The following is a 13,114-nucleotide window of genomic DNA, read 5'->3' on the forward strand; positions in this document are numbered from 1 at the left end:
CGAAAAGCCCGCAGAGCGCCTGTGGCCCGAAACCGTGCCGGCCAGCGGCTGGCTGAAGCCCTGGCACGAGGCGATCATCGCCGCGGAGGTCGGAGATTTGCGAGTGACGGATGTCCTTGTCGATGTCGGATCGATTGTGTCGAAAGGCCAGCCCCTCGTCCGGCTTTCCGACGAAGGTGCCCGCGCGGATCTGCGCAAAGCGCAAGCCGCGCTGGCAACCGCCAAGGTGGATCTCGCCAAAGCCAATGCCAACGCTGAGCGTGCTCGCAAGGTGCGGGGAAGCGGAGCACTTTCCGACGAGAAAATATCTGACTATCTCATTGCCGAGCAGACGGCAGAGGCAGGCGTCGAATCCGCCGAGGCCTCGCTACAGGGCCAGGAAATCAACCTCGACCAGACCACGATTGTCGCTCCCGATGACGGACTGATCACGTCCCGCACGGCTCAACTCGGCGCCGTCGTCTCGTCCGGAACCGAGCTGTTTCGCCTCGTTCGCCAGCGGCGGGTCGAATGGCAGGCCGAAATCTCTGCGCGTTACCTGTCCCGCGTCAAGGAAGGCCTCAACGCTACGATCTTCAGTCCCAGCGGCCGCCGCGTCAAAGGAACAGTCCGATTGGTCGGACCGACCGTCAGCGCCGATACCGGGCGGGCGCTCGCCTATGTGGCGTTGCCGCCCGAGGCGCATCCGCCCATTGGCCTCTATGTCGCCGGCCAGATTGAGCTTGAGACCAGCTCGGCGCTAACCGTGCCCGAGACCGCGCTCGTGATGCGGGACGGCAATGCATATGTCTTCACCGTAGATGCAGACAGGCGCGCGTCACGCGTTGGTGTCAGTGTCGGGCGCCGCAGCGATAACGAGGTGGAAATCCTCTCGGGTCTCGATCGCTCTGCCGATGTCGTGAAAACGGGCGGCGCCTTCCTTTCAGACAAGGCACTGGTCAGGGTGGAGGCGGAAGCGCAATGAACTTCTCCGCGTGGTCGATTCGCAATCCTGTCCCCTCCATTCTCCTGTTTGTGCTTCTGACTGCCTGCGGTCTGCTCGCCTTCGATCGGGTGGCGGTGCAGAATTTCCCGGACATGGACCTGCCGACGATCAATGTCAGCGCCAGCCTGGAAGGCGCCGCACCGGCCCAGCTCGAGACCGAGGTAGCGCGCAAGATCGAGGACAAGCTCGCCTCGCTAACCCTGCTCGATCACGTATCGACAACGGTCACCGATGGCTCGGTTTCCATTAACGTTTCCTTCCAGTTGGGAAAGGATAGCGAGGCAGCCCTGAATGAGGTTCGCAATGCCGTGGACAGCGCCGGCGGTGACCTGCCTGCCGCAATGCAGGCGCCCAGCGTAACGAAGGTGAGTGTCCAAGGCTCGGTTCTTCGCACCTACATGGTGCGTTCCGCCCGCCTCAATGAGATGGAGCTCTCCTGGTTGGTCGACAACGACATGACTAAGGCGTTGCTGTCCGCTTCCGGCGTCGGCGCAGTCAACCGCGTCGGCGGGGTCAATCGAGAAGTTCATATCGATCTCAATCCACAGCTCATGAGCGCGCTCGGTCTTAGCGCCGCGACGGTCTCGTCACAGCTCAAAGCCATGCAGTCAGACGCCTCCGGGGGCCGCGCTGAAGTAGGCGGCAGCAAGCAGGCTATCCGTACATTGGGCTCAGTTTCTTCCATCGAGGAACTGAAGGGTCTTGCAATCCCGCTGCCAAGTGGGGCGCTCGTGCGCCTGGACGAAATCGGCTCGGTCAAGGACAGCTTCGCCGATCGGACATCGATTGCCTATCTCGACGGCAAACCCGGGATCGCTGTCCAGGTCAAACGGTCGAATGGATTTTCGGACACCGGTGTCGCGGCCGCTATCCAAACGGCCGTGCAAAGCTTTGCCGCCGCTAATCCGGATGTCGAGATCGTCGAAGCTTACAACACCGTCGGACCAATCATCGAAAATTACGACGGCTCGATGCATATGCTCTACGAAGGCGCAGTTCTTGCGGTCATCGTCGTCTGGCTGTTCCTGCGCGATTGGCGCGCGACGTTCCTCTCAGCGGTGGCTCTGCCCCTGTCTGTAATTCCAACTTTCCTGGTGCTGTACCTTTCGGATTTCAGCTTGAACACCGTGACGCTGTTGGCTCTTTCGCTTGTTGTCGGCATCCTCGTCGACGATGCGATCGTCGAGATCGAAAATATCGCGCGCCATATCAATATGGGCAAACCCCCAGCGGAAGCTGCGCTCGAGGCCGCGGACGAGATCGGGCTTGCCGTCATCGCTACGACCTTCACGCTGGTCGCAGTCTTTTTGCCGACCGCCTTCATGAGCGGCATTCCGGGCTTGGTATTCCGCCAGTTCGGAGTGACGGCCGCGGTGGCGGTACTTGCCTCCCTGCTCGTCGCGCGCCTGCTGACGCCAATGATGGCCGCCTATATGATGAAGGCCCATTCCGTCGACGACAGGGACGGCTGGGTGATGCGATCCTATTTGACATTCGTCAAAACTTGCCTTCGCCACCGTATACTGACGGTCCTTGGCGTTTGCCTGTTTCTCGGCCTCTCGCTTTCGACAATCCCGTTGTTGAGCGCTGGCTTCATGCCACCGACAGATGACGCGCAAACGCAGGTGACCCTCACGCTGCAGCCCGGCAGCATGATCGAACAGACGGACGCAATCACGCGGCGAGCCGTCGAAATCGTTTCCAGCTTGCCCGGGGTCACGCGGGTCTTTTCCAGTGTTGGAACAGCGACATCGAGCGACCTTATCGACTCGTCCACAACACTTGATACGGCCACTTCGTCGCTCGTTGTTGACCTCAAGAAGATCGACGAACGTAGCGAATCGCAAATTGAGATCGAAAATGACATACGGCAGGCACTCGCTGTGCTGCCCGGGATCAGGATCGCCGTGGGCATGGGCGGCAATGGCACGACATTGACGATCACGCTCGCCAGCGACGACGCCAACGCGCTCGACAAGGCAGCATTGGCGCTCGAGGAACAGTTGCGCACGCTCAAAGGCATCGGCGCAGTCACCTCCAGCGCGTCGCTACAAGCACCCGAAATTCAGATCGTTCCTGATCTCGATCGAGCGGCCGCGCTCGGCGTCACTGCGGAGGCAATTTCCGAGGCGGTGCGCGTGTCGACGAATGGCGATTATTCCTCGTCGCTCGCCAAGCTCAACCTGCCACAGCGCCAGATCTCCATCCGCGTGCGGTTCGATCCCGCCAGCCGCACAACGCTGAACGACATTGCCAGCCTTCGCGTTGCGGGCGTCCGCGGCAGCGTCAACCTAGGTTCGGTCGCCGACATCCGCATTGGCGGCAGCCCGTCGGAGATCAGCCGCATCGACCGTTCTCGCAACGTGACGCTTTCGGTCGAACTCAATGGCCGTATCCTCGGCGACGTGTACGGCGAGGCAAAGACGCTACCCGCCCTGCAGAACCTTCCTGACGGCGTCAAGCTCGTCGAGCAAGGCGAACTCGAGCGCAGTTCAGAACTCTTTGACAACTTCGCCATCGCCATGGCGATCGGCGTGTTCTGCATCTACGCCGTGCTGGTCCTGCTTTTCCACGATTTCCTGCAGCCGGTCACCATCCTTATGGCGCTGCCGCTATCACTCGGAGGAGCGCTATTGCCGCTGGTGCTGACTGGAATCAGTTTCTCCATGCCGGCGGTAATCGGACTGCTGATGCTGATGGGCGTGGTGACCAAGAACTCCATTCTTCTGGTCGAATACGCGATCCTGCTGCGGCGTGCGGGTTTGTCGCATTTTGAGGCACTCGTCGACGCATGCCACAAGCGTGCGCGCCCCATCGTGATGACGACTGTCGCCATGGGTTGCGGCATGCTTCCGGTTGCGCTCAGCCTGAGCGGAGGCGACTCCAGCTTCCGCCAACCTATGGCAATCGTCGTCATCGGCGGCCTGATAACTTCAACCGTTCTCAGCCTAGTGGTCATTCCTGTGGTCTTCACCTTCACAGACGACCTGTTGGAGCTTCTCAAGCGCCTTGTGCGCCGACAGCTGGCTGGCAATGAGAAGCGCGAGTCATTGCGGGCGATCACTGACGCGGCGAGGCGAAATGCCTTCGCCCTGAGCGGATCGTTTCGGAGCGTCTGCCAGCCCCTAACAACGGCGGGCTCGTGTCGAGACTGAAGCACCCCACTTGGCTGGATGAACAGGGCTCCTGAGGGAACGGCTGCGCACTCGCGCAACCCCATCCGCGGACTGGTTGGGCGAGATTCTTGGCGAGCCCGACCAGGCGTAGCACCGCGCGCTTTGAATTCGATTCTAGCCAGACGGCGCGGATCGAGCTGACGCTGTGTCGACCAACCAGGGGTTTCCACAAAGCAGGGTCGACTGCGACGCTGCTGGCATAGGTTTCATCCGAGAAGGCGCAAAGTTGCCATCCGGCATAAGCTAAATGCCCTTCGATCTTGGCGAACCGCTTCGTCTATTGATGGACAACGATTGTGTTAGTCGCTGAGGGTCATCGTTTTCCATAGGAAATCAAACACTTTAGCGGCTGGTTCGCCAACCCATTTCCTTCGTATGATCTCGTATGGTCTGGCGAACCTCTTAAACCGCCCACTGTTGGCAGGACAGCTGGCAGCTGTTCCGCGGACCAGGAATGAGGCGCTCATTGTGCCGTAGCTCCACATTCCTTGACATCGGGTATTTATCCGAAATTATGTAGGAAAGAAGGATCGCAAGCATGACGGGAATCACGCTTTCGGGCGTATCAAAGCACTTCGGCGCCGTCGAAGTGATCCGTGACGTGAGCCTGGACATCGAGCCGGGAGAACTGGTCGTGTTTCTCGGTCCGTCCGGTTCCGGCAAGACGACGCTGCTGCGCATGATCGCCGGCCTCGAAAGCATTGACGTGGGCACGCTGACGATCGACGGGGTGCGCTCGGAGAACCTTGCGCCGGGCAGGCGCAACGTTGCGATGGTCTTCCAGAATTATGCCCTTTACCCACATATGACGGTCGCGGAGAACATGGCCTTTGGGCTGAGGAACATTCGGGTCGCGCCGGATGTCATCCGCCAGCGGATCGCCGAGGCTGCGCGTATCCTGGAGATCGAAGCGCTGCTTCACCGGCGGCCGTCGCAGCTCTCCGGCGGGCAGCGCCAGCGCGTGGCCATCGGGCGTGCGATCGTCAAGGAGCCCAAGGCATTTCTGTTCGACGAGCCACTCTCCAATCTGGATGCGGCGCTTCGCGCCCGTACACGCGTCGAGCTTGCCGAACTGCATCAGCGTTTGAAGTCGACGATGATCTACGTCACCCACGATCAGGTGGAGGCGATGACGCTCGCCGACCGCATTGTAATCCTCAACAATTGCCGGATAGAGCAGATGGGACGACCCGTCGATGTCTATGCACGTCCGGCGTCGCGTTTCGTCGCGACCTTCGTCGGGTCGCCGGCGATGAACATCCTGCCTGTCACGGTTTCGGGCTCGCGCGACAGGCTCAATGCGCGCTTGACCGATGGATCGCTCGTCGAACTTCCTGGCACGTCGGCCAACATGGATTGGCGCGAACTCGGAGTGCGGCCGGAATCTCTGACTGTCGTCGCCGAGGGCAATCAAACATCCGCCACGGCCACCGTTGTCGAGCGCCTTGGCGAGCGAACGCTCGTCTATGCGCGGCTCGCGGATGGGACACAGGTGACGGCACAGGATCGCGGGCTTTCGAGCGTCAAACCGGGCGACGCCGTTCGGCTGAAGTTCGACACCACGGCCCTGCATCTCTTTGCCGCGGACGGGTCGGCCTGGCATGCACGCGCCGACGGAGCCTGAACCCGCCGAGCGGGTCGTGCCCTCCGGCATTGCGGTGCACTTGCCGGGTTCTAGCCCTTGATACCTGCCGAGAGCGTTATCGCTTCGGTTACCCGGCGCTGAAAGAAGAGGTAGGCCAGTGCCACCGGCAGGCCGGCCAGTACGGCTGCCGACAGCTGGCGCGCGTAGTAGACACCGAAGGCGTCGTTGACCTGCGTGATGCCGACCGTGATGGTCATCATCTCGGTGCGGGTCACGGAGAGGAACGGCCACAAGAACGCGTTCCACGTCCAGATGAAGCATACGATCGACAGCGCGGTGGTTACCCCCCAGTTCATCGGCATGTAGATCTTGAAGAGGATCCCGAATTCAGATGCATTGTCCATGACCGCAGCCTCGCGGAAGTCCTTCGGGACCTGATCGAAAAACTGCTTGTACACGATGATGATGACGGGGTGGATGAGCTGCGGCAACATGATTCCGGCCCAGCTGTTGAGCAGGCCGAGGTTGGCGACCAGCACGAAGTGATTGATGATCAGTGCCGAAGTCGGCACCATGAAGGAGGCAAGGATCAGCCACCAAAGCGCGATCCGCCCCGGGAACCGCAACTGCGAGATTGCGTAGCCGCACAGCATCGAGATGAAGATGGTGATGACCGTTACGCCGACCGCGACCGCCACTGAATTGACGTACCAGGCGCCGATCTGCGTGGTGGTCATGGCGCTGATATAGTTCTCCAGCGTCGGCGTCTCGGGCCAGAGTTCGATGTAGGGCCGTACGACCTCGTCGTCCGGTTTGAGCGATGAGATCACACCCCAGTAGAGCGGGAACGCCCAAAGGATGGCCCAGACGAGCGTCAGTGCGGTGATGATCCCGCCCCAGAAGTTCCAGCGTTGCGCAGCCACGGCGTTCATCGGCGCCGCCTTTCGGCGAACCGGAGCATTTGGAATTGCAGGATCGAGACGACCACCACAAGCACGAAGAGGGTGACGGCGACAGCCGCCGCCCTGCCTCCCTGGTCCTGCTGGAAGGCCTTCTGGAAGACGTAGTAGACGAGCACCATATTGTCGTTCGGCCGGCCGCCGATCGAGAACAGATAGACCTGGTCGAAGATCTTGAGCTGCAAGATGAGCTGGATGGTGAACACCAGCGAGGTGATCGGCCACAGCAGCGGCCAGGTGATGCGCCGGAACGTGGTCCATCGCGTCGAGTTGTCGATCGCCGCGGCTTCGTAGATCTCCGCTGGTATGGACCGCAGTCCGGCAAGGAAGAGGAGGATCGAGAAGCCCGCGGTCCACCAGATTGTCACCCCGGCCACAGCTGGCAAGAACCAGACGCGCGACTTGAAGACCGGCACGCGCGGGATTCCGAGCCAGTCCAGCACATGCATCGCGATCCCGAACTGGAAATTCAGCGTCCAGTCCCAGATCAGATAGACGACGGACACCGGCAGGATGTAGGGCAGGAAGAACAGCGCCAGCACGATCGACTGGAAGCGGCCCTTGAGCCGCGACACGCCTAGCGCGATCAACAGGGCGATGAGTGTCCCTGGAACGACCGTCATCAGCACGAAATAAGCGGTGTTCCAGAGCGCGCGCCGAAACATCGGGTCGTTGTCGAGCCGCAGGTAGTTGTCGAGACCAACCCACCGACCCGCGCCGATCAGCGGCGCATCGGTGAAGGAGATGCGGAACATCTGGACCATCGGATAGACGAACGCCAGCAGATAGATCGCCAGGAAGGGAGCGACCAGCACCAGCGCGACGAGACGTTCAGTGCGGGAGTTGCGAAGCATGGCTCTTCCTCAAATATGACTGGGACCGCTCTGGACAGGACGGTCCCAGCCTTTGAGCCCTACATGCTGTTCAGCTCTTCCTTGATGGATTTCACCGCCTCGCCGGGGTCCATCTCTCCATTGAGGGTCGGCACGAAATAGTTGGACATGATGTCGAAGATCGGCCCGGCGACACCAGCCTTGGGCGACTTCGGATCGAAGATCATGTTGGCCGTCAGCGTCGAGTAGGTCGCATTGGGCTCCATTGCCTTGTAATCAGCCGATTCGGTGACTGGCCTGTAGGCCGGGATGTGCCCTGCCGTGGCCCAGAACAGCGAGTGCTTGTCCATCCAGGAGATCACCTCGAGAACGGCGGCACGCTTTTCCGGGCTGATTTCCTTGCCCTTGTTCTTCGGGATTGCGAATGAATGGCTGTCCGCATAGGTGCATGGCTTGTCGAAGATCACCGGGATCTCGACGGCGCCCCAGTCGAACAGCTTGCCTTGCTTGGCGAGGTCGGTCATCGTGGGAACTTCCCAGACGCCGTTGATCATCATTGCGGCCTTGCCCGAGGTGAACAGGGCGACGGTCGCGGGATAGTCCGTATAGGTCGACTGCAGCCCGGCCTTCGTCCACCCTTGCAGGACCGCTAACGCTTTCGCCAGCTTTTCAGGATTGTCGCCGGCGAGGAACTCGTTGCCCGTCAGAAGCTCGCCGCCTTGCTGGCACATCAGCGAATAAATGGTGCGGTACATGAAGTTGCCGTCGGCGGTGACGCTGCCCAGCGGGAACTCGACGCCGGCATCCTTCAACTTCTGCAGTGTCGCGGTGAATTCCTCCTTGTTTCTCAAACCCACGGGACGCCCGTCGTCGCCGAGCACGCCTGCCTTCTTCAGGAGGACGCGATTGTAGTACAGGACGATCGGATGGGTATCGAGCGGCACCGCGTATTGCTTGCCGTCGACCGTCACGGCGCCGATCGTCGTCTGGGCGAAGTCCGAGGCCGAGAGGCCCATCTTGCTCATATCGTCGGCGGTGATTTCTTCGAGAATGTCCTGGCTCACCGCCAAGGGGATGCGGCTGGCATGATAGGTCATGACGTCAGGCGCCTCACCGACCGCGGCCGAGGTCTGCACCTTCGCGTAGAAGGGCGTGCCCCACTCCAGCGTCGTGGCGTCGATCTTGATCTTGCCGGCGTGGGCGGCGTTGAAGTCGGAGATCATCTGCTTCATGCGCACACCGTCACCGCCGCCGAGGAAATCCCACCATGCGACTGTTTCTTCGGCGTGGGCCGCGACAGCCCAAAATCCTCCGGCCGCAACCACCGCTAGGGCCATCATCTTGCGAAAGTTCATCTCAGCTCCTCCCGAGTACGGCGGTTAGATCCGCCTTGAACGTCTCAATGCTACACCAAACCGAACCGCCTGCAACGGATTTTAGGGTATATATCAGATAATCGGATATTAACTCAGAGCGTCACGCGGACCATCGAGTAGGAATGCGGCGGCAAGTTAAGTGTCATTCCCTTGCTGGTGAGCGCTGCCCCGTTGCCTTTGACAGGCGATACGTTGTCCGGTGCGTCCTTCGTGTTGCAGGCCTCGAGGTCGTCGTGACGGATGATCGTGTGCTCGATGGACTTGGCGGCGAACCGCTCGAGGGCGACGTCGGCCTCTATCGCCTCGGACCCGTGCCGGTTGATTGCAAAAAAGGTCAGCGTGCCGGCGCTCGAATCGTGCACGCCTGCAATGTCGAGCCACGGCACTTTGTCGGCCGCGGCCGCGTCATAGGTAGGCACCTCGACCGCGAGTTGCAGCGCGGTGCCGCGGCCGTGCCTGGAGGCCAGCATGAATGGCCAGTAGATCGTTTGCCGCCAGGCGGCGCCGCCGGGATCGGTCATGATCGGCGCGATCACGTTCACCAGCTGCGCGATGCAGGCGATGCGAACGATATCCGACCGGCGGATGAAGGTGTTGATGATGCAACCGACCTGCAGCACGTCCTCGAAATTGTAGATGTCTTCCAGAAGCCTGGGCGCTTCCGGCCAGTCCCAGCCGCGCATGCGCTCGGCGTCCTGCTTGCGCTGATGGTACCAGACGTTCCACTCGTCGAAGGAGATCTTCACGTCCCGCTTCGAGCGGGTCTTGGCCTTCACGTAGTCGATGATGCCCGCGACCGTGCCAATGTAGCGATCTAGCTTGGCCGGAAGAGCGAGAAATTCGGCCGTATTCTTCTCGTAATTCTCGAAATACATGTGGAGGGAGATGTAGTCGACCTGCTCGTAGGTCGCTTCCAGCACAGTCGCTTCCCACTGCGGATAGGTCGGCATATTGGAATGCGACGAGCCGCACACGACCAGTTCCACCGTCGGGTCGAGGCCGCGCAGCGCCTTGGCGGTCTCGTTGGCGAGATGGCCGTATTCGCTGGCCGACTTGTGGCCAACCTGCCAGGGACCGTCCATTTCATTGCCGAGACACCAGAGGCGGCAGTTCCAGGATTGCGTGCGTCCGTTCTTGGCCCTGAGGTCGGACCAGTAGCTGCCGCCCGGGTGATTGACGTATTCAACGAACGCCCGCGCCTCGTCGAGGCCGCGCGAACCGAGATTGACGGCAAGCATCATCTCGGTGCCGGCTTTTTCGGCCCAGTCGGCGAATTCATGGATGCCAACCAGATTGGGCTCCGTGGTGCGCCACGCAAGATCGAGCCGCCGCGGGCGGCTCTCCTTTGGCCCTATGCCGTCTTGCCAATTGTAGGCGGATACGAAGTTGCCACCGGGGTAACGGCAGATCGGCGTGTCGAGCGCACGCACCAACTCGATCACGTCCTTGCGCATCCCCTGGGCGTCCGCTTGCGGATGTCCGGGCTCGTAGATGCCCGTATAGACGGCCCGGCCGAGATGCTCGAGAAAGGAGCCGTAAAGACGCTTGTCGATATCCGCGACGGCATAGGCCGCGTTCGCCGTGACTCTGGCCTTCATGATCCCTCCCACTGCGGACTATCAATCCGACTTTCCGATTTATATCCGGGTCATGGGTCAGTTAAGGGTGGAGTTCGCCCGCCCGTCAAGGGCCTGGAGCAATTCCAGGAAAGATGTGTGCGGCTTTCCTGGAATTGCCGTAGCGCTTTCCCTTGGGAATTACGTCCAAACAAAGAGTGGAGCAGTTCGCAGTTTCCGTGAGACCGTGCCCTTAGGCCTTCAGCAGGCGCAGAACGATGTCGTTGCTGTAATTGCCGAAGCCGCTACCGAAGATGTTTATGCCGCCGGGGTGACGCGCATCTTCCTTCACGCCGATTCGTATCCGGATCGAGCGGTGCCGCTCGAGCTCCAGATCAGCCAGCGAGCATTTGGAAACCTTGTTGTTGTTGCGATAAGTGCCGTTGTTCGTGACGCGCCAGTGCGCGAGGTCGCCATATTGCGATCCGGCCAACTTCCACCAGCCGGGCGTATGCTTGCCGCGCTTGTCGCCATAGTCGGCCGGCGCTGTCCAGGTATCTATCTCGTGTCCGTTGATCGCTACCGTAATGTCCGATGGCCAATCCTTCGATGTGCCCGGGACCTCCGACGAAAGCTCCATCGCTAGTTCCAATCCGCCGACTTTGGCATTGGCAAGCGTCGCATTGTTGGGAAACTGGTATTCGACGAAGCCGCGCGTGAACCACAGCAGCCCTGCCCGCATACGGTCAGGATCGAGAAAGGTGTCGGGCACATCGAGAAGTCCGATGACGCCGTCTTTTGAACACAGGCCGCAGGGAGCGGAAACTTCGCATCTCGTATAGAGTCCAAGCGGCATCGCCACTTCTATGACGCCGAGATCCTGCGCCGGAGTGCGGTCCTTAAAGACGACAACCAACTCGGAGAAAGTCGAATAGCAAACCTTCTGGCTTCCCTTGCGCGCCTTCTGCGATTTCGTCTCGATCAAACCGACATCGACAAGAACCTGGATGTTTGCGGAAATCGTTGATTGCGGAAGACCCAGTTCTTCGGCCACTTGATTGACGTTTTTCGGCCCCTTGCGGTGCAGCAGATCGAGAATCCGGACCCGGACCTCGCTCGCGAGGCTCTTCAACAAGTCAAGCCGCTCAAGCGGATCGACAACCGTGATTTCATTCGACATATGGCCCCGCACTCGTCACACGGAGTTATGTATCAGCAGATCAGATACAAATAAAGACGGTGGCGTTATGCTCCCCTAGCGCCAATTTCGGATTCCAGGCATCCGAACAAGGCTCGCTCGCGCCGTTTCTTAGGCTAAAATTGTTCCGACTGGCGGGAGGGTCGTCCCTTGCAAGAAGAGCAACGCAGGCTTGCGGCGATCTTGGCTACCGACGTGGCAGGTTTCTCGCGGCTGATGGCGACCGACGAATCGGGAACGCTGGGACGGCTGAGGCGGCTCCGAGCCGAGGTGTTCGAAGCCCAAAATCGCTCGGCCGCCGGTCGCCGCGATCCCCTTCTACTTCGTCTGGTGGACCTCGGTAGCCCACCATAAGTCAATAAAATCAACACGATGGATGGGGTTCCGCCGCCAGGATCTGGCTAAGTTGGCGATAAGTCATTGATAAATAACGACATGATTGGCCCGGAGGGTCATCGTTTTCGACAGCAAATCAATATGTTTGCGGCTGGTTCGCCAACCCATTTCCTTCGTATTCACTCGTATGGTCTGGCGAACCTAAGAATGAGGGGGAGGACTTGTTTTCAATCCAAGCGGCGTTCTCTTGTTTCCCAAAGGGTCAATGAGCGCATGTTGACCGAAGGATAACCAAGCCCTTCAGGAAACTCAGATTGTCGCAAACCATGGCCGGTCATCAGAAGATGCTCAGACGCTGCATCAGGATTTGCCATCTGTCGAGCCGCAGCTTGCTGTTCACAGGACTGGCTCTCGCAACCGAGTCGACCAGGATGTTCAGCACCAGGACGAGCGCCACGGTCGATTCTATGAACAAGCCGGATCGGGACGGAGCAAACAGCATGTGATCGGCCACCGCGGGTGCCCATTCACAAGTCTCATCACTGATCACCACAACCTTGATTCCCAACTCTTTCTTTGCGATCTCGGCGATCCTCAGCCCTTCACCGGCGTAGGGAATCCCGTCGATCAGGACAAGGACGTAAGGCTTTGGCTGCCGATCTCCGACAAAGGACAGCCATTCACCCAGCATATTGTCATTGGCGCGCAGAAAACGGACGTTGTCGCGCGCCAGGGTCAGCCGCCGGGCAAAATCTTCAGCCGTACCCTTGAGCGCCTGAAAGCCTGTGACAAAGACCTGTTCCGCATCCGCCACTGCGCGAACGAGTTCCCTCCAGCTTTCGCTCCCAAACTCCTGAAACAGCCGATCGATCGCGCGCATCTCGTTTTCCCGGACGACCGAATACATGTCTTGCCAATCGGAAGGGGACGTTTCCTCGGTCAGATGCCTTTCGTTGACCGCTTCTAACTGCAGTTCCAGCTTCAGCCCGGCAATCCCTTTGTAACCGATCTTGCGCAGAAAACGGCTGACCGAAATCTCGCTAACAGACACCATACGGGCCAGCGAGCTTCCGGTCTCGAAAGCAAGATTGTCAATGTTTCTAATAATAT

9 protein-coding genes are annotated in these 13,114 nt (G+C 60.0%); 3 read left to right on the top strand and 6 right to left on the bottom strand.

The window, feature by feature from the left end; all coding sequences use genetic code 11:
- The 3 genes from EN745_RS16935 to EN745_RS16945 form a co-directional block, all read left to right on the top strand.
- The coding region (locus tag EN745_RS16935; protein WP_127421810.1) for an efflux RND transporter periplasmic adaptor subunit at positions 1-964 on the top strand (964 nt) is incomplete at its 5' end.
- Positions 961-4,140, top strand: a complete 3,180-nt coding sequence (locus EN745_RS16940) for an efflux RND transporter permease subunit (RefSeq protein WP_127421811.1) — start codon at positions 961-963, stop codon at positions 4,138-4,140. The genes EN745_RS16935 and EN745_RS16940, both read left to right, overlap by 4 nt.
- 559 nt (positions 4,141-4,699) lie before the next feature.
- Positions 4,700-5,785 carry an ABC transporter ATP-binding protein gene (locus EN745_RS16945; protein WP_127421812.1) on the top strand — a complete coding sequence of 362 codons (1,086 nt, stop codon included), beginning with the start codon at positions 4,700-4,702 and terminating at the stop codon, positions 5,783-5,785.
- A 50-nt stretch (positions 5,786-5,835) separates the two neighbouring features.
- Here EN745_RS16945 and EN745_RS16950 read toward each other — a convergent pair whose 3' ends face one another.
- From EN745_RS16950 to EN745_RS16980, 6 genes are all read right to left on the bottom strand, one after another.
- A complete protein-coding gene (locus EN745_RS16950; RefSeq protein ID WP_127421813.1) occupies positions 5,836-6,678 on the bottom strand; it encodes a carbohydrate ABC transporter permease in 843 nt (280 codons plus the stop codon).
- The gene (locus tag EN745_RS16955; RefSeq protein WP_127421814.1) at positions 6,675-7,559 is read right to left on the bottom strand and encodes a sugar ABC transporter permease; all 885 of its coding nucleotides are present in this window, start codon (positions 7,557-7,559) and stop codon (positions 6,675-6,677) included. The genes EN745_RS16950 and EN745_RS16955 overlap by 4 nt, the downstream gene beginning before the upstream one ends.
- 59 nt (positions 7,560-7,618) lie before the next feature.
- The gene (locus EN745_RS16960; RefSeq protein ID WP_127421815.1) at positions 7,619-8,893 is read right to left on the bottom strand and encodes an extracellular solute-binding protein; all 1,275 of its coding nucleotides are present in this window, start codon (positions 8,891-8,893) and stop codon (positions 7,619-7,621) included.
- 113 nt (positions 8,894-9,006) lie between these two features.
- Positions 9,007-10,512, bottom strand: a complete 1,506-nt coding sequence (locus tag EN745_RS16965) for an alpha-N-arabinofuranosidase (RefSeq protein ID WP_127421816.1) — start codon at positions 10,510-10,512, stop codon at positions 9,007-9,009.
- Positions 10,513-10,723: 211 nt separating this feature from the next.
- Complete coding sequence (locus EN745_RS16970) at positions 10,724-11,650, bottom strand: transcriptional regulator (RefSeq protein ID WP_127421817.1); 927 nt, start codon at positions 11,648-11,650, stop codon at positions 10,724-10,726.
- 691 nt (positions 11,651-12,341) lie between these two features.
- Positions 12,342-13,114: MurR/RpiR family transcriptional regulator (locus EN745_RS16980; RefSeq protein ID WP_189363072.1), on the bottom strand; the 773-nt coding region annotated here is incomplete at its 5' end.

It is taken from the genome of Mesorhizobium sp. M4A.F.Ca.ET.022.05.2.1 (genome assembly GCF_003998845.1).
Taxonomy (GTDB): Bacteria; Pseudomonadota; Alphaproteobacteria; order Rhizobiales; family Rhizobiaceae; genus Mesorhizobium.

Bases quoted from the DNA above. Each gene is read 5' to 3' on its own strand.
- EN745_RS16940 (WP_127421811.1), top strand. From the start codon at position 961: ATGAACTTCTCCGCGTGGTCGATTCGCAATCCTGTCCCCTCCATTCTC.
- EN745_RS16945 (WP_127421812.1), top strand. From the start codon at position 4,700: ATGACGGGAATCACGCTTTCGGGCGTATCAAAGCACTTCGGCGCCGTC.
- EN745_RS16950 (WP_127421813.1), bottom strand. From the start codon at position 6,678: ATGAACGCCGTGGCTGCGCAACGCTGGAACTTCTGGGGCGGGATCATC.
- EN745_RS16955 (WP_127421814.1), bottom strand. From the start codon at position 7,559: ATGCTTCGCAACTCCCGCACTGAACGTCTCGTCGCGCTGGTGCTGGTC.
- EN745_RS16960 (WP_127421815.1), bottom strand. From the start codon at position 8,893: ATGAACTTTCGCAAGATGATGGCCCTAGCGGTGGTTGCGGCCGGAGGA.
- EN745_RS16965 (WP_127421816.1), bottom strand. From the start codon at position 10,512: ATGAAGGCCAGAGTCACGGCGAACGCGGCCTATGCCGTCGCGGATATC.
- EN745_RS16970 (WP_127421817.1), bottom strand. From the start codon at position 11,650: ATGTCGAATGAAATCACGGTTGTCGATCCGCTTGAGCGGCTTGACTTG.